The 14,934-nt window shown below is 58.4% G+C and carries 15 protein-coding genes and 1 pseudogene; 9 read left to right on the top strand and 7 right to left on the bottom strand.

Features of this window, described 5'->3' with window-relative positions; all coding sequences use genetic code 11:
• Nucleotides 1-29: 29 nt before the first annotated feature.
• From ACIGDJ_RS14320 to ACIGDJ_RS14295, 6 genes are all read left to right on the top strand, one after another.
• The gene (locus ACIGDJ_RS14320; RefSeq protein WP_397478813.1) at nt 30-218 is read left to right on the top strand and encodes a hypothetical protein; all 189 of its coding nucleotides are present in this window, start codon (nt 30-32) and stop codon (nt 216-218) included.
• A gap of 170 nt (nt 219-388) precedes the next feature.
• The gene (locus ACIGDJ_RS14315; protein WP_101158111.1) at nt 389-595 is read left to right on the top strand and encodes a hypothetical protein; all 207 of its coding nucleotides are present in this window, start codon (nt 389-391) and stop codon (nt 593-595) included.
• 109 nt (nt 596-704) lie between these two features.
• The gene (locus ACIGDJ_RS14310) at nt 705-1,742 is read left to right on the top strand and encodes a helix-turn-helix transcriptional regulator (RefSeq protein ID WP_397478812.1); all 1,038 of its coding nucleotides are present in this window, start codon (nt 705-707) and stop codon (nt 1,740-1,742) included.
• A gap of 28 nt (nt 1,743-1,770) precedes the next feature.
• On the top strand, nt 1,771-2,871 hold the full coding sequence (locus ACIGDJ_RS14305) for a hypothetical protein (protein WP_397478811.1): 1,101 nt from the start codon (nt 1,771-1,773) through the stop codon (nt 2,869-2,871).
• A gap of 67 nt (nt 2,872-2,938) precedes the next feature.
• Nucleotides 2,939-4,561 (top strand): hypothetical protein, encoded by a 1,623-nt coding sequence (locus ACIGDJ_RS14300; RefSeq protein ID WP_397478810.1) that lies wholly within the window; start codon nt 2,939-2,941, stop codon nt 4,559-4,561.
• Nucleotides 4,558-4,830, top strand: a complete 273-nt coding sequence (locus ACIGDJ_RS14295; protein WP_397478809.1) for a YkgJ family cysteine cluster protein — start codon at nt 4,558-4,560, stop codon at nt 4,828-4,830. The genes ACIGDJ_RS14300 and ACIGDJ_RS14295 overlap by 4 nt, the downstream gene beginning before the upstream one ends.
• Nucleotides 4,831-4,960: 130 nt before the next feature.
• On the opposite strand, the gene ACIGDJ_RS14290 is transcribed toward ACIGDJ_RS14295, so the two are convergent.
• The 7 genes from ACIGDJ_RS14290 to ACIGDJ_RS14260 form a co-directional block, all read right to left on the bottom strand.
• A complete protein-coding gene (locus ACIGDJ_RS14290; RefSeq protein ID WP_397478808.1) occupies nt 4,961-5,842 on the bottom strand; it encodes a glycine betaine ABC transporter substrate-binding protein in 882 nt (293 codons plus the stop codon).
• 54 nt (nt 5,843-5,896) lie between these two features.
• Nucleotides 5,897-6,565, bottom strand: a complete 669-nt coding sequence (locus ACIGDJ_RS14285; protein ID WP_101158123.1) for an ABC transporter permease — start codon at nt 6,563-6,565, stop codon at nt 5,897-5,899.
• 2 nt (nt 6,566-6,567) lie between these two features.
• A complete protein-coding gene (locus ACIGDJ_RS14280; protein ID WP_397478807.1) occupies nt 6,568-7,566 on the bottom strand; it encodes an ABC transporter ATP-binding protein in 999 nt (332 codons plus the stop codon).
• Nucleotides 7,563-8,252: an ABC transporter permease gene (locus ACIGDJ_RS14275; protein ID WP_397478806.1), complete on the bottom strand. Its 690-nt coding sequence runs from the start codon at nt 8,250-8,252 to the stop codon at nt 7,563-7,565. The genes ACIGDJ_RS14280 and ACIGDJ_RS14275 overlap by 4 nt, the downstream gene beginning before the upstream one ends.
• A 311-nt stretch (nt 8,253-8,563) precedes the next feature.
• Nucleotides 8,564-9,559, bottom strand: a complete 996-nt coding sequence (locus ACIGDJ_RS14270) for a GlxA family transcriptional regulator (protein ID WP_397478805.1) — start codon at nt 9,557-9,559, stop codon at nt 8,564-8,566.
• Nucleotides 9,560-9,723: 164 nt separating this feature from the next.
• Nucleotides 9,724-10,698, bottom strand: a complete 975-nt coding sequence (locus ACIGDJ_RS14265; RefSeq protein ID WP_397478804.1) for an alpha/beta hydrolase — start codon at nt 10,696-10,698, stop codon at nt 9,724-9,726.
• 37 nt (nt 10,699-10,735) lie between these two features.
• The gene (locus ACIGDJ_RS14260) at nt 10,736-11,629 is read right to left on the bottom strand and encodes an amidohydrolase family protein (protein ID WP_397478803.1); all 894 of its coding nucleotides are present in this window, start codon (nt 11,627-11,629) and stop codon (nt 10,736-10,738) included.
• A 400-nt stretch (nt 11,630-12,029) separates the two neighbouring features.
• Between ACIGDJ_RS14260 and rimJ the strand changes: the two genes are divergently transcribed.
• From rimJ to ACIGDJ_RS14245, 3 genes and pseudogenes are all read left to right on the top strand, one after another.
• Nucleotides 12,030-12,617: a ribosomal protein S5-alanine N-acetyltransferase gene (gene rimJ, locus ACIGDJ_RS14255; protein WP_397478802.1), complete on the top strand. Its 588-nt coding sequence runs from the start codon at nt 12,030-12,032 to the stop codon at nt 12,615-12,617.
• A 280-nt stretch (nt 12,618-12,897) separates the two neighbouring features.
• Nucleotides 12,898-13,776, top strand: a pseudogene (locus ACIGDJ_RS14250) (methyl-accepting chemotaxis protein); the annotation flags it as partial.
• 42 nt (nt 13,777-13,818) lie between these two features.
• The gene (locus ACIGDJ_RS14245) at nt 13,819-14,682 is read left to right on the top strand and encodes a methyl-accepting chemotaxis protein (RefSeq protein WP_370593494.1); all 864 of its coding nucleotides are present in this window, start codon (nt 13,819-13,821) and stop codon (nt 14,680-14,682) included.
• Nucleotides 14,683-14,934: the final 252 nt, after the last annotated feature.

Raw genomic sequence — 14,934 nt, 5'->3', positions numbered from 1 at the left:
CTATCAAGACGCCCCAGGGTACCAAGCAAATGTCATTGGCATTCCAAATGGCATTCCAGGCAAAAAACAAAACCGTCATTTTATTTCAATATCAACAACTTACTCTACCTGTTCAGATTACCCCGGCCCACCAACTCGATAAAGAAGACGCCTCAGGGCGTCTTTTTTTATGTCAGCGAATCGTTGAATTAACCCTTGATCGCCCTCAAGCGGCATAGAACGTCCAGATCCAACACCCCCTGCCATCCGGTTGCTAGCCCGTTGCAGCCAGGTCGCCGTCATGCGTTCCAAAACACAGCCAGGTTTCCCTAACATTTGGGCCAGCACGACATAGGCTGTCGCCACCCGCTGCGATTCTGGCTGCACTCGGAAATCATCAGGTGCAACCATGCCCATCGCCCCCACGCCCTACACATTGGCCTGCCAGTACTGCTCATGGAAGAAGACCTTTCTCCCAACCAGTGACGTATTGGTGCTGAATCGCGACTGGTTCAATTGCTGCCCAAACTGCGATACCCCTTCACCCCAGCGCCGGATGGCGACCGCCAAAGAAGTGCTCAAAACTCGGCTGGAACAATTCCTGGCAGGTGACTGAAGCTGCTCAAAGCATTTGATGGCACAACGCCACTTAATTGAGTAGGATTCACGCCATCATGTCGCCGGTTCGCTGGCGCTCAGTAGAAACACAGGACCAGGTAGTTACCATGCCCCAAGCGAAGGATACGCTGCTCAGGTTGTTCGCATTGCTACGCCTGATTCCGACAGAACCCCAGCGCATTGCCACTCCGACCCTGCTCGAGAAGCTGCGTGACAGAGGATTTTCGGTCACGCTGCGCTCAATTCAGCGTGACTTGAGCCGGTTGTCTATCCCGTTCTCCCTGCAGTGTGACGACAGCGAAACGCCCTTCCGCTGGAGCTTCACGCGTGAGGCGCCGCTCAAGCTGGAAGACATGGATGCACCCACCGCACTGGCGCTGTTCCTGTCCGAAAGCCATTTAAGTCCAATCCTGCCGCAAAGCGTCCTGGACCAGTTGGGCCCGCAGTTTCGTCGTGCCCGCAACTTCCTCAATGGGCTGGGTGGAAACGGTCTGGCCGATTGGGCCAGGCGGGTGCGTTCCCTGCCCAACGGCAAAACCCTGCTGCCTGCGCAAGTCAGCGCGCACACGTGGGCGCACGTGTCGGCTGGCCTGCTTGAGCGTAAACAACTTGAAGTGGTGTACCGCAGCCGTAGCAAGGGAGAACTCAAGCGTTTTCGCCTGCACCCCGCCGGGCTAGTTTCAAGGCATGCGGTGAGCTACCTGCTGGCATCCGTGGACGGTTACAACGACCTGCGTCAATTTGCCTTGCACCGGATCATCGAGATCACCGTGCTTGAAGACGGTGCCCACGAACACGAAAGCTTCGACGTCGACGCCTACATCGCCAGTGGCGTTTTCAGCTATCGAGAAGCCCATGCCCACGTCGAACTGATTGCTGACGTACGCCCGCAAATCGCAGCCCTGCTGAATGAAACTCCGCTGAGTAGCCAGCAGGCCCTGAGCGATATTTCCGAGCAGGGCTGGCACCGCCTGCACGCCACCGTGCCGCTGGATCGCGAGACGCTGTGGTGGATCTTCGCCCTGAATGAAAACATCCGCCTGCATGCGCCCCAAGTTTGGGTGGACGAAATGCGTGGGCGGCTGGATTCGATGCAAGCGCTCTACCAGAACACTCACGCTATTAAGCCACCGCAACTCGCCTGACCTTCAACCATCAAAAAGGACATTGCTCATGCCACTTCCCCTGATCCTCGGCGCTGCTGCGCTCGTCAGTGCTGCATATGGTGCCAAAAAAGGCTACGACGGTTACCAGAAGCACTCGGAAGCAGACGATATCGTCAACGCTGCCAAGACGCGCTATGCCGATAAAAAGGCCGCCTTCGATATTCAGGAAAAGGCGACCAACGCAGCCCTTGAGGCGCTGGGCAAGCAGGAGCTGCAGATCGGCAAGCAATTCGACGCGTTCAAGACCCTCGCTGACAAGCTGCTGCTCAAACTCAACACAGGCCGTCAGGACAAGCTGAAAATAAACATTCCCAAACACAAACTGCAAAGCATCGAAAGCTACAGTTACACCGCCGTTGGCGTTTTGGGCGCAACCGCTGGTGCCGGTGCGGCCGGTGCTGCTGCGGGTTTCGCTGTGTATGGCGGGGTCATGGCACTGGGCGCCGCGTCCACCGGCACGGCCATCACATCGCTGGCGGGCGTGGCGGCTACCAATGCGACCCTGGCTGCAATTGGAGGTGGCTCACTCGCCACCGGTGGCCTGGGCATGGCGGGCGGTACGGCAATTCTTGGCGCAGCAGTTGCGGGCCCGGTATTGGCAATCGCCGGTTGGGCTTATGACAGCCATGGCGATGAAGCACTGAAGAATGCGCATAAAGCCGGCCGGGAAGTGGACAGTGCTGTTTCCAAACTGCAGAAAGCCCAGAAACAGCTGAGCAAGGCGGAGGATTATGCGTTCGACGTCAACGACGTGCTCAAGTCGGTGTACGCGCAATTCGACAAGTACTTCGAACACCTCAAATTCATGGACAACCGCCTCGAAGACATTCGCTCTCGCAAGCTGGATGCGCAGGCTGAACTGGCCAAACTGGGCGACGCCATCATGCGTTCGGTCGACAATGGTTTCATGCTGGCGGCGATCCTTGTCGACCTCATCACCACACCGCTGTTCAAGGTCAAGGAAGTGAATGGCATCGTCGTCAAAGACAAAAACGATGTGCCGGTCATGGCTACCGATTCCGACGGTTCAATGATCCTCAATGACGACAAGCTGCAGGAGCAGATCAACCTGACCCAGAACAATGCGGCTCAGGTAGAACCTGCGTGATTCGCGCGCGGGGCTGAAAAGCCCCGCCTTCGACTTCTCCCTTCCTACATTCGTCATGGATTCCTCTATGCGCGCCGCAGCACAAGACTTCCCCTGGGCCGAAGAGCTCGAAAAAACCGTCATCGCCAGCATCACGACCAGCTTCAGCCTGGATTTTTTGCTGTTCAAGGACAAGCAAGGCGGCGAGGTCGACACGCTTCACAACGTACGTAACGGTATATGGGCGACCGATGCAGAAAAGCAGCGGTTCGAGCAGCGTGGCGAGTATGACTCTACGCCCTACCACCAACACGCCAATTACATCGCAACTGGACGCGAAGACAAGGCCAGCCAGGCAGCCGGAACACTGCATGATCCTTACCGCAACACAGTGATGGCTGCCCATGAACAGCGCAACCTGGATCATGTAATCAGCGCCAAGGAAATCCACGATGACGCCGGGCGGGTGCTGGCAGGGCTCAGCGGCGTGGAGCTGGCCAACCAAAGCAGCAATTTGCAAACCACCCACGAAACGGTCAACAAGTCGAAAAAGCAGACGCCGATCAATGAGTATCTGGATAGGCTGCCGGGCCTGATCCATAACCATGAAAAATCGCTGGCGGGCGACCGCGCACGTTTGGCAAAAGCTCCGCGAGAAACGCCGCAACAGCAACATGAAGCCCGCGCGCTGGAAGAAAAAATCCGCAAGACCGAAAGCAAGATCAGCGAGCTCAAAGCCGTGGATCATGAAGGCATGCGCAAGCGTGATGCCGAGGCGCGCGCGCCTTACGAGCAGCAGATCAATGCAGCCTACTACACCAGCAGCAAGTTTCTGCACCAGACCGCGTACACAACGGGGAATGCAGGTTTGGCTATGGGAACGCGGCAGATGCTCGGGCTGGTGATGGCAGAAGTATGGTTCGAGTTGCGTGACCAACTGCCGGCACTGCTTGAAAAGCTGAAGCATGCGTTCAGCCTGGAGACCTTCGTCGACGGCATCAACAAGTCGCTCAAAGGCATCTGGAAACGGGTGCAGGCGCGTTTCAACGATTTCCTGGTAGCGTTCAAGGATGGCGTGTTTGCGGGTGTGCTCGGGAGCCTGACCACTACGCTTTTCAACATTCTCGCCACCACACAAGCAATGGCGATCAAGATCATCCGCGAGCTGTGGGGACAACTGGTCAAGGCCATCAAGCTGATGGTGTTCAACCCCGACCAACTGAGCTTCGTCGAGCAGTGTCAGGCGGTGACATCGTTGTTGTCGGTGGGCGTTGCCACGGTGGTGGGCACTATGGCTTACACCCAGTTGGTGCCGTTCCTCAGTTTCCCTTTCGGCACCGAGCTGGCTGCGTTCGCCGGAGCGCTGGTGACGGGCGTGATGACCCTTGGCCTGAACTACTTTCTGTTGCACAGCGCAATGGCACGCAAGCTCTGGGCCTTCATTGAATCCTTGACGCCGCACGCCGGCACGGTGCGCGAGTTCCAGGCAATCAATGCAGAGCTTGACCGTTATCTCCTGGAGCTGGGCCGGGTCGAATTCAACATGGATGTGGAGGAGTTGCAGGCCTTCACCCAGGAACTTGAGGCGTGCAATGACGACATTCAGCGCAGCACGATATTGCAGAAGGCAGTGGCGGCCCGAGGCATCGAGCTGCCCTTCGAAGCAGGTAACGCGACCAGCACCCGCAACTGGCTGGCTTCGCTGGTATGACGCTACCGGCGTTTCCCTGCACGCAATGCGGGCTGTGCTGCCGCAATGTGCATCTGGCGGAACAGACGCAGTACCTGGATCGGGGTGACGGCGCATGTCGGCATTACAGTGATGCCGACAAGCAATGCCTGATCTACGAGACCCGGCCGGATATCTGCCGGGTCGACCGGCAGTACCGCATGCACTATGCGCAGCGGTTCAGCTGGGAAGCATTCGTAGAAGCCAATACGCAGGTTTGCAAGCTCCTCCAGCAGCAGCTAAAGGAGTGAACGGGAGTTTTTGAACGAGCTTCAGCGAGGTGTTACGAACTGATATCGGCTGGTCGATCGCTAACACCTCGTCAACCTGATGCTAGACCACACGTCCACCCAAAAAAACCCAACCCAGGCCGCAGCGCAACTAAAGCAAACCACTCTCGCGCAAAAAACCCTTGGACACGCCCTCAATCGATTCCCGCCCCACATCAACCCGTGAGTTGAGTCCCGCAATCGTCTCGTCATCCAGCCTGGAAGAAAGCGCATTCAGCAATTCCCCAACCTTCGGACTCGCCTCAAGCACCTCTGTCCGAATAACCGGCGTCAACGCATAGCCAGGAAAGAACCCCTTATCATCCTTCAACACCACAAACCCAAACGCCGGAATGCGCCCATCCGTCGAAAGAACCAACGCCAAATCAACCTGAGCATCCCTAAGCGCCTGATAGGTCAACCCGCCATCCATGCGCACGATATTCTTGCGCTCGAATTCAAACCCGTACTCCTCCTGAAGAGGGCGCAGACCATCGGGCCGGGAGAAGAACTCGGCGTTCGATGCGAATTTGTAGGATTTGCCCGCTTCGATGTTTTTTGCCAGATCGCTGATCGAGACGACGCCGCCCTTTTCGGCGTCGACTTTGCGCATGGCCAGTGCGTAGGTGTTGTTGGCTTTGGAAGGGTTCAGCCAGGTGATGCCCTTTTGCGCATCGAGTTCGCTGATCCTTTTATAGGTTTGCTCGGCGCTGAGTTTGTCAGTGATCTTGTTGTAGGTAATCAGGGACGTGCCGGTGTATTCCCAATACACATCTACCTGACCGTTCTCTTGCGCCGCGCGCAGTACTGATGAACCCAGATCCGCGCGTTTATCGACCTTGTAGCCGTTGGCTCGCAATAGTTGTGCGGTCATTTCGGCGACCAATTGCTGTTCGGTAAATTTCTTGCCGCCGACGATAATTGCGTTGTTGGCAGAGGCGTTGCCGACAACACCGGCAACGAGACTAAAGCTGAAGATCAGACTGGCCAGCATTCGATAAATCATCGTGCACCTCATGTTATTGATTCAGATGGAGGGTGTTCAGATTCATTGGCGCCCGGCCATTCGCAAGCCTCGGGAGACTGCAATGTGTTGAATCACTCCGCAGCCGAGGTCGACGGCGATGGCCAGAAGCGCGGTCGCTACGGCGCCGGCCAGCATCATGCCGAAATCGTTCAGGTCGATCCCGGTGAAGATCAACTCGCCCAGTCCGCCGCCACCGACCAGAAATGCCAGCGGTGCGGTGCCGACGTTGATCGCCAGCGCGGTGCGGATGCCGGCAAAAATCACGTTCAGTGCATTGGGGATTTCGACCTTCCACAGTGTCTCTCTCGGCGTCATGCCCATGGCTTCGGCCGCTTCCACCAGATGCTGTGGCACTGCGCGCAAGCCTTCGCAGGTGTTGACCGCGACGGGGAGCAAGGTCGCAACAAACAACCCGATGATGGCCGCCCCGCTGCCAACACCGATCAAGCTCATGGCCAACGCCAACAGTGCGAGTTTGGGAATCGCCTGCCCGACGTTCAGGACTTGCATGCTGGCCATGGCATAACGCTGGTTCGCCGGGCGGCTCATCCACACACCCAACGGAAGCGCAATGGCGATGGCCAGCACTCCACTGACGGCGACGATCTGTAAATGCTGGACCGTCAGGTAGCTGATGTCGCCCCAGTAAAACTGCAGCCCCTGCCAGAATCGGTTGAGTGAGTCCGCCATCGTCAGTGCACCGCCGGAGTGATGTTTTCAACCAGGCGCGCGAGGATGTCAGCCTGGTGCACATAGCCGATAAAACGCCCGTCGCAGTCGTTGCATAGCGCCCAGTCCTGGCCGCGACCGAGCAGTTGCGAGAGTACCTGGCGCAGGTCATCGCCCGGTTTGACGATCAGGTGCGAGTGGGCAGCGATGCCGCTGCTGCTGCCGACGATTTGCATGTGTTGGCGCGGGGCGATCTTGCTGAGAACATCCGCCGCGCGCAGCAGGCGCAGGCGTTTCATGATTCGGTCGCCACCCATGAAGTTCGCCACGAACTCGCTGTTGGGCCGGGCCAGCAAATCATCCGAGCTGCCGAATTGCTGGATCTTTCCGTTGTGGAACAAGGCAACGCAGTCGGCCATCTTCACCGCTTCGTCGATGTCGTGGCTGACGAACAAAACAGTCTTGTTGACGAGGCGCTGGATGCGCCTGAATTCGTCCTGGATCACTTCGCGGTTGATCGGGTCGATGGCGCCGAAGGGCTCATCCATCAGCATCACCGGCGGGTCCGCTGCCAGCGCCCGCGCTACGCCTATGCGCTGCTGTTGCCCACCGGAAAGCTCGCACGGATAGCGCTTGAGAAATTTCGCCGGATCCAGCGCGACCACTTCCAGCAACTCGCCCGCGCGCTTACGGCTTTTGCTCTTGTCCCAACCCAACAGATCGGGCACGACGCAGATGTTTTCCTCAACGGTCATATTCGGGAACAGGCCAACTTGTTGGATCACATAGCCGATGGAGCGTTTGAGAGTGACGCTGTCCAGCTCGGACGTGTCGCGGCCATTGATTCTGATGGTGCCGGAAGTTGGCGTGATCAGTCGGTTGATCATTTTCAGCGTCGTGGTTTTGCCGCAACCCGATGGCCCGAGCAGTACACAGATCTGTCCCTCTTCCACATTGAATGAGACATCTTCTACCGCCGTGACAGCGCCGAATTGCTTGTTCAGGTTTTCGATCTGGATCACGTCGTCACTTCCTTCATTCGGCCGGTGGCCAGTTTGTTCTTGTTCAACCCGTTCGGCGTGAGCAGGCGCTGCAAGCCGTACAGCGCATAATCGGCCGCGATGGCGATAACACTGATGACGATCGCACCGGCCAGGAGCTGTCGAGTATCCGATTGGGCGATGCCGCGAATGATCAGGCTGCCCAGGCCGCCGGCGCCGATATAAGCCGCGATGGCAGCGATGCCAATGTTGATGACGGTCGCCATCCTCACGCCGGCCATGATCAGCGGCACCGCAACAGGTAGCTCAACCTTGCGCAATCGTTGCCCGGTCGACATGCCCATGCCGATCGCGGCTTCGCGCAAGGCTGGATCGATGTTGGAGATCGCCGTGGTGGTGTTACGGATGATTGGCAATTGGGCGTAAAGAAACAGCGCAATGACCGCCGGCACCACGCCGATCCCGTAGCCGATCTGCGATAGCACCGGAATCATCAGCCCGAACAGCGCGGCGGAAGGAATGGTCATCAGAACTGCGGCGAAGGCCAGGACCCAACGGCGTGTTCTGGGGTGTTGGGAGATGGCGACTCCCACGGGCACACCGGTCAGAATTGCCAGCCCCACCGCTATCGCCACAATGAGCAGGTGCTGGCCGAGCAGCAGACTGATCAGCCCGCCGTTTTCCAGAATGAAACGCAAGGTTTCCATGAGGGTTGTGCCTTCTGTACGTCATTGTTGTTTTTATTCGGCGCGCATCTGGATTGAGCGCCGTGTCTGGAAAAGACCTTACCGCGCCAGTGCGGGCACTCTGAGCTGCGGGCTCGACGTTTTCTATCAAAAAATCGACGTTGCGCAGAAAACCAAACCGCTGATCAGCGCATTGGGTTCAGGGCAACAGGCGGGTCGCGGGTGACAAACGTGTACGGTAATCCGCCTGCCAGACGGGTCATGCGTCAGCCAGGGGATGTGCCGACTGGAGAGATTCGAAGGGTCTGGACGGATACATTCTGTAAATGAAATCAGGAGTGAGCATCATCAAATTTCCGCCGCTCCTCTCCGGGCGTACATCCCCAGACACGACGGTAAGCCGCACCGAGGTGTGATGCCGAAACGAACCCGCAGCTGTAGGCAATCGAGGCAATGGGCTGGGTGCTCTCACGCAGCAATCGGCGTGCTTCGTTCAACCGCAGCTCCAGATAAAACTTTTTAGGCGTCATGCCGAAGTGCTGGTGCCACAGCCTTTCGAGTTGGCGATGGGACAGGTTGCAACGGTCGGCGATTTCTTCGATGCCGATGATGCTTTCCAGATTGTTCTCCATGAAGGCGATGGCGGCGGTCAGCCGGCGATCGTGAATGCCGAACCGCCACTGGATCGACATTCGCTGATGCTCTTCCGGCGCACGGATCCGCGCGTGGAGAAACTGTTCGGCGACACTCGCCGCAAGCTGGTTACCAAAATCGAGTGAGATCTGCGCCAGCATGAGGTCGATGGCCGCCGTCCCTCCGCCGCACGTCCAGCGGTTGTCATGGTTGACGTACAGCTCCCGGGTGACCTCGATCGTAGGAAATTCTTCGCAAAACTGACCGATGGATTCCCAGTGCAACGTACAGCGTTTGCCCTCCAGCAATCCGGCGCGGGCGAGGATGAACGTACCGGTGCTCAGTGCGCCGACAGTGACCCCGCGCGATGCGGCACGTTGCAGCAAGCGCAGCATTTTCGGTGGTTTCTGACGCTCGGTGTCCAGGCTGGCCAGGACAAATACGCGATCCAGTTCCGGCGCCTGATCAACCGCCACGGTGTGGATTTCGATGCCGCTGCTGGAACTGACCGGTCCGCCTGACTCAGTCAGCAGTGTCCACTCATAAAGCGTTTTGCCGGACAACCGATTGGCGGCACGCAACGGCTCGCAGGCACCCGCCAGGGCCATCATCGAGAACTGAGGAAGAATGAGCAGCCCGATTCGCTTGGTAGGACCGTTATTCCCGGACGGCGCTGAATCATTGGTGGCTGTCATCGCCAGATCCTTTCAAGGGGGACCAGCCGTTCAAGCGGACGGCTTTTGACCCGCCATGTTAGGGGCTGGGCACGCATTCAGCCAGACCGGCACACACTCCGCCATGCTGGGCAATCGCTGCGAGGCCTCAATACCCGAGGTCTCGCAGAAGAATGGCGAGCGGATCAGCCACGCGTGCGGATGGCTTCGTCGATACTCTGGATCATCGCTTTGAACACCGGGTTGTCGGCCTGATTCTGCTGACCATGCTGCATCTTCGGAATGATCAACGCATGCGGGCCGGCATCGCCCGGATAGTTTTGATGCAGACGCACAGATTCCGATGGCATGTGCAAAGTGTTGTCGGCACCGTGGATGATCAGCGCGGGCGGAAAGCCTGTTGCGCCTTCGATGGATTGCTCCGGGTCATATTGCACATAAGACTTGTAGGATTTCGCCGTCACCCAGGTGCAGCCCGGCCAACGGTCCGCGCCCCCCGCTTCGGTATAACCGCCCAATTGCAGGTCGACATACGCCTGGGTTTCAGGATCCAGCGGGTAGTAACCGAGTCGGGTCTCACCGGTGCCGGTGTCGAACGGCGGGATCGGCGCGTCATCGGCGAGTTGCACAATGGCCGCATCGGCCGCCGCCGGGTCTGCGCGCAAGGCCTGCAAGTTGCGGATGTTGGTGTAGCTCATCGGCACCCAGAAGCGGATCTGCTCAGCGCCCGCTGCGGCGAGTTCAGCCACCGCTGCAAGGCTGGCCACCGAGCCGATCGCCCACGATGCGACCGCCGGCATCTCACCGAAATTTTCGCGCGCCCAGGCAACGGCTCCCAGCACTTCATCTTTCTGGTCTTCGAGAATGACGTTAGTGATGACCTTGTCACCTGATTCGACGGCGTTACGGATGTGCTTGTTGGAAAAGAAGCCTGCCACGTCATACGTCATGACCCGATAACCAAGGGCCGCCAAGGCGCGACCAAACAGTTGGCCGTACATCGTGACTCCACCGGTGAACCCTGAGTTGAAAATTACCGGTGGCAGTTTTTGCGAGGCAGCGTCGCGTTGTTCTGGCTGAAATACCATGCCTTTGAGGCTGAGGGTTTCATCGCCGTACTTGACGCTGAAGTTGATGTCTCTTGTTGTAATGTTCGTCATTTGTGAGTGATCTCGAAGTGAGAGGTGTGGGCGTAGGTCAACTTGCCAACTGGCCAGACGCTCCTCGCAGAAGTTGGCTAACAGGAATTTCGCTTGCTTGGGAAACATGCCGTGCAACGGCATCTACAAAGTTGAACGCCTTGTTCGGATCGAACAGCTCGGAATAATTGGCTCCATCGTTGTCCGTTCCGACATGAGGCGCATCGGTTGCTTCCAGCAGGATCTTGTCTGCGCCGACGGCGCGGACTATTTGCGTCACGAAACGAGCGGTTTCTTCGGGGTGGCTGCTGGTTCGATAGCCGGGCCCCTTGAACCACACGTTGCCGCGCGCGCAGGCTTCAGCAAGCAGCGCGATCCAGGCAGGCTCGGCGATGCCCCGCTCACGGTGACAGGTGCCGAGGTGATCGATGATGACCCGCACATTGCGAGGGATCTGGCGCAGTACCCGCAAATTGGTCTCGGCTTCTTTCGCGTAAATGTGCAGATGCTGGTGCGGTTGCAGGCGTTGATAAAACGCTTGCCACTGTTGATCACTGAAGTGGAGAGGAGAAACGGTTTCCGGCCGTGCATCGTGCAAAACGATGCGGGCGCCAATTACCTGTGGGTGCGATAGTCGTTGCCGGGTGGCGTAAGCGGGGTCTGCCTTGATCGTCCCCACTAACCTCACGCCGCCGTAGCGCTGAGGGTTGGCTGCCTGAAGACTCTTGAGTTCGTCAAACGAGGCAAATACGTTTTCCGAGTCCGGCAAAATACTTAGATGAACGTTGTTGATCAGCCTCGGAGCAATACCGGCATCGATCAAGTTATCCAGATAAACCGTCAGCGAGTGCGGCGCGGGTAATGCATAGGGCAGTGCAGCAGATACTCGAAGCAGGTCTTGCGAAGTAAAAAAATGAACGTGACAGTCTGTTCTTTCAATCAACGGCAACATGATTTTTGTTTCCTGCATTTGTGCGAAAACAATAATCGTCGTCAGGCCCTCGTCGCTCCCGCCAACTCGACGTGTAGTATCAAAATTTCGCCATGCGCGACTTTGTGAGCAAAGATGTCCTGACAATCATCGCTTGGTTTTGCAGGCATTGAAGCCTGTGGCGGTAACTGGGCAACGGCCCGTCAGAAAGCATGGCGAAAAATTGATGCGCCTGTTTCGACGTGAATTTTTCTTCACCGCGCCCCGCCCCGCGAACCGATAAAATCCCCCCGCTCATTCAAGAAACTACGGTTCGCCCGCGCTCCTGGCGGGCTTTTTTTCGTCCCTGATTTCTGCGCACCTTGCCCCTCCCCGGCATATACGCGACTCTGCCGGCAGATCCCTCGCCAAGGAGCGCTCGATGCCACTGTTATCCCTGCCCTGCCCGCGCCTCACGCTGGCGATCCTGTCCCCCGATCAGGCCAAGCTCGAAAGCGCGTTCTACCAGCGCAACCAGCGGCACCTGGCCCCTTGGTCGCCCATCCGCACCACCGATTACTTCTCCACCGCGAACATCCGCCGTCGCCTCGAGATCCAGGCCAGCGCCTTCGAAGCAGGCCTGGCGATGCATTTCGCGCTCCTGTCTCCAGATGGTCAGCAAATGATCGGGGCCTGCAATTTCAGCGGCATCATTCGCGGGGCGTTTCAGGCGTGTTATCTGGGTTATCACATTGATGAAGCGCATCAGGGTCAGGGTTTGATGCAGGAGGCGCTGGAAGCGGGGATTGGTTATATGTTCGATACGCAGAATCTGCATCGGATCATGGCCAATTACTTTCCTGGCAATGAGCGCAGTGCGCGCTTGCTCGAACGTTTGGGCTTTGAGCGCGAGGGCTATGCGAAGGCGTATCTGAATATCGCCGGGCGCTGGCAGGACCATGTGCTGACGGCGCTGCTCAATCCCGGGTTCGAGGCGCCGGATCAGCGTTGGTCGCGGCGTCTGGGCTGAGGCGTTCCAAACCATCTGACAAAATCCTTTCAGCTCTCGGGTTTGCGGCCGATACAGACCTGCTAACACCCCTGCTGGCTCAAAAGAACAACAATCTTCCAGCCTAACTGACGACCAAGAAACCCAACGTTTCTGGAGGATTTGCATGAATAGCTGGTTCGGTAACATCAGCGTGAACATGAAACTCGGCCTGGGCTTCGGCCTCGTGCTGGCCCTGACCTGCATTCTGGCGCTGACCGGCTGGACCAGCCTCGGCGGCCTGATCGACCGCAGCAACTGGATGAGCGACATCACCCAGCTCAACGCCGGCCTGACCAAATTGCGCGTGGTGCGCCTGCAATACATGCTGACCAACGGCGACGAAACCGCCGCACAGAATGTGCAGACCACCCTTGAAAGTTTCGCCGCACAGCAGCAGGCGCTGATCAGCAAATTCAAGAGTCCTGAGAACGTCGCACTGCTCAAGCAGCAAGCGGCAACCATCGCTGAATACCAGACCTCGCTGAACAAAATGCGCAACGCCTATCGCACCGGCAACAGCGCCCGCGACACCATGAGCGCCAACGCCCAGACCGCGTACAACCTGATCGAGTCGATCAGCCAGCGCGTGCAGCAGATGGAGTTGAGCGATCAGCGTTTCGAGCAGTTCCAGGCGGTTACTGCGGCGAAGGAAGCGTTCATCCTCGCGCGCTATGAAGTGCGTGGTTACACCGCGACCAGCAACGCCGAGACCGAGCAGAAAGCCGTCGGCCAGATCGATGCGGCCATCGCCAGCCTCAAGCCACTGAATGCGCAATTTGCCGCGACTCAACAGGACGCCTTGCGTCAACTGGAAACCGCGCTGACCAGCTATCGCAGTGCGTTGATGGCGTACAAGAACGCCAATGCCGATGCCGTGCAGGCGCGCAAGGAAATGACCGATCAGGGCACCACCATCGTCGCCCTGAGCGAGCAGCTGTACCAGATTCAGCTTGATCGCCGTGACGCCGAAAGTGCTCAGGCGCGCACCTTTCAGTTGATCAGCACGTTGCTGGCGCTGCTGGTTGGCGTGATTGCGGCGGTGATCATCACCCGTCAGATCACCCGCCCGCTGCAGGAAACTCTCGCCGTGGTCGAGCGCATCGCCAGCGGTGACCTGACTCAGAATGTCACCGTCACTCGCCGCGACGAACTCGGCGTGTTGCAGCAAGGCATTGCGCGCATGGGCGTGACCCTGCGTGACTTGATCAGCGGTATCCGTGACGGCGTCACCCAGATCGCCAGTGCCGCCGAAGAACTCTCGGCGGTGACCGAGCAGACCAGCGCCGGCGTTAACAGTCAGAAAGTCGAGACCGATCAGGTCGCCACTGCCATGCACGAAATGACTGCCACCGTGCAGGAAGTTGCGCGCAATGCCGAAGAAGCATCGCAAGCCGCCGCTGCGGCGGACGGCGAAGCCCGTGAAGGCGACAAGGTTGTAAACGAAGCCATCGCGCAGATCGAACGTCTGGCCAGCGAAGTGGTGCGTTCGACCGAAGCGATGAGCGTGTTGCAACAGGAAAGCGACAAGATCGGCAGCGTTATGGACGTGATCAAGGCTGTCGCCGAACAGACCAACCTGCTCGCGCTCAACGCCGCGATCGAAGCAGCGCGTGCCGGTGAAGCCGGGCGTGGGTTCGCCGTGGTTGCAGATGAAGTGCGCGGTTTGGCTCAACGCACGCAGAAATCCACCGAGGAAATCGAAGGTCTGGTCGCCGGTCTGCAGAACGGCACCCAGCAGGTTTCTGCAGTGATGAACAACAGCCGCGCGCTGACCGACAGCAGTGTCGCCCTGACGCGCAAGGCCGGCGCCTCGCTGGAAAACATCACCCGCACGGTGTCGAACATCCAGTCGATGAACCAGCAGATCGCCGCCGCCGCCGAACAGCAAAGCGCCGTGGCCGAAGAGATCAGCCGCAGCATCATCAACGTGCGCGACGTGTCCGAGCAGACCGCCGCAGCGAGTGATGAGACGGCCGCGTCGAGTGTTGAACTGGCGCGTCTGGGTGGTCAGTTGCAGCAAATGGTCAGCCACTTCCGCGTTTGATTTCGTCTTGCGCTGAGGCTTGCCCGCAATTGCGGTGGGTCAATCAAAACCACTTTGGCTGACCCACCGCCTTCGCGAGCAAGCCCGCTCCCACAATGGATCTGTGTGCCACGCTGGATTTCGATCCCGCCGCAAAATCCCCGTGGGAGCGGGCTTGCTCGCGAAAGCGGCGGGTCAAAAAAATCATTGCTGACTGACACTCCGCCTTCGCGGGCAAGCCCCCGCCCCCACAGGATGTGTTTGGCGCCCGGG

The organism is Pseudomonas sp. NPDC079367, from assembly GCF_044542195.1.
GTDB lineage: Bacteria > Pseudomonadota > Gammaproteobacteria > Pseudomonadales > Pseudomonadaceae > Aquipseudomonas.
This window is presented reverse-complemented; position numbering and strand designations above follow the sequence as displayed.

Excerpts from the sequence above, each read along its gene's own strand:
- ACIGDJ_RS14320 (WP_397478813.1), top strand. The coding sequence starts at position 30 with ATGTCATTGGCATTCCAAATGGCATTCCAGGCAAAAAACAAAACCGTC.
- ACIGDJ_RS14315 (WP_101158111.1), top strand. The coding sequence starts at position 389 with ATGCCCATCGCCCCCACGCCCTACACATTGGCCTGCCAGTACTGCTCA.
- ACIGDJ_RS14310 (WP_397478812.1), top strand. The coding sequence starts at position 705 with ATGCCCCAAGCGAAGGATACGCTGCTCAGGTTGTTCGCATTGCTACGC.
- ACIGDJ_RS14305 (WP_397478811.1), top strand. The coding sequence starts at position 1,771 with ATGCCACTTCCCCTGATCCTCGGCGCTGCTGCGCTCGTCAGTGCTGCA.
- ACIGDJ_RS14300 (WP_397478810.1), top strand. The coding sequence starts at position 2,939 with ATGCGCGCCGCAGCACAAGACTTCCCCTGGGCCGAAGAGCTCGAAAAA.
- ACIGDJ_RS14295 (WP_397478809.1), top strand. The coding sequence starts at position 4,558 with ATGACGCTACCGGCGTTTCCCTGCACGCAATGCGGGCTGTGCTGCCGC.
- ACIGDJ_RS14290 (WP_397478808.1), bottom strand. The coding sequence starts at position 5,842 with ATGCTGGCCAGTCTGATCTTCAGCTTTAGTCTCGTTGCCGGTGTTGTC.
- ACIGDJ_RS14285 (WP_101158123.1), bottom strand. The coding sequence starts at position 6,565 with ATGGCGGACTCACTCAACCGATTCTGGCAGGGGCTGCAGTTTTACTGG.
- ACIGDJ_RS14275 (WP_397478806.1), bottom strand. The coding sequence starts at position 8,252 with ATGGAAACCTTGCGTTTCATTCTGGAAAACGGCGGGCTGATCAGTCTG.
- ACIGDJ_RS14270 (WP_397478805.1), bottom strand. The coding sequence starts at position 9,559 with ATGACAGCCACCAATGATTCAGCGCCGTCCGGGAATAACGGTCCTACC.
- ACIGDJ_RS14265 (WP_397478804.1), bottom strand. The coding sequence starts at position 10,698 with ATGACGAACATTACAACAAGAGACATCAACTTCAGCGTCAAGTACGGC.
- ACIGDJ_RS14260 (WP_397478803.1), bottom strand. The coding sequence starts at position 11,629 with ATGTTGCCGTTGATTGAAAGAACAGACTGTCACGTTCATTTTTTTACT.
- rimJ (WP_397478802.1), top strand. The coding sequence starts at position 12,030 with ATGCCACTGTTATCCCTGCCCTGCCCGCGCCTCACGCTGGCGATCCTG.
- ACIGDJ_RS14245 (WP_370593494.1), top strand. The coding sequence starts at position 13,819 with ATGGGCGTGACCCTGCGTGACTTGATCAGCGGTATCCGTGACGGCGTC.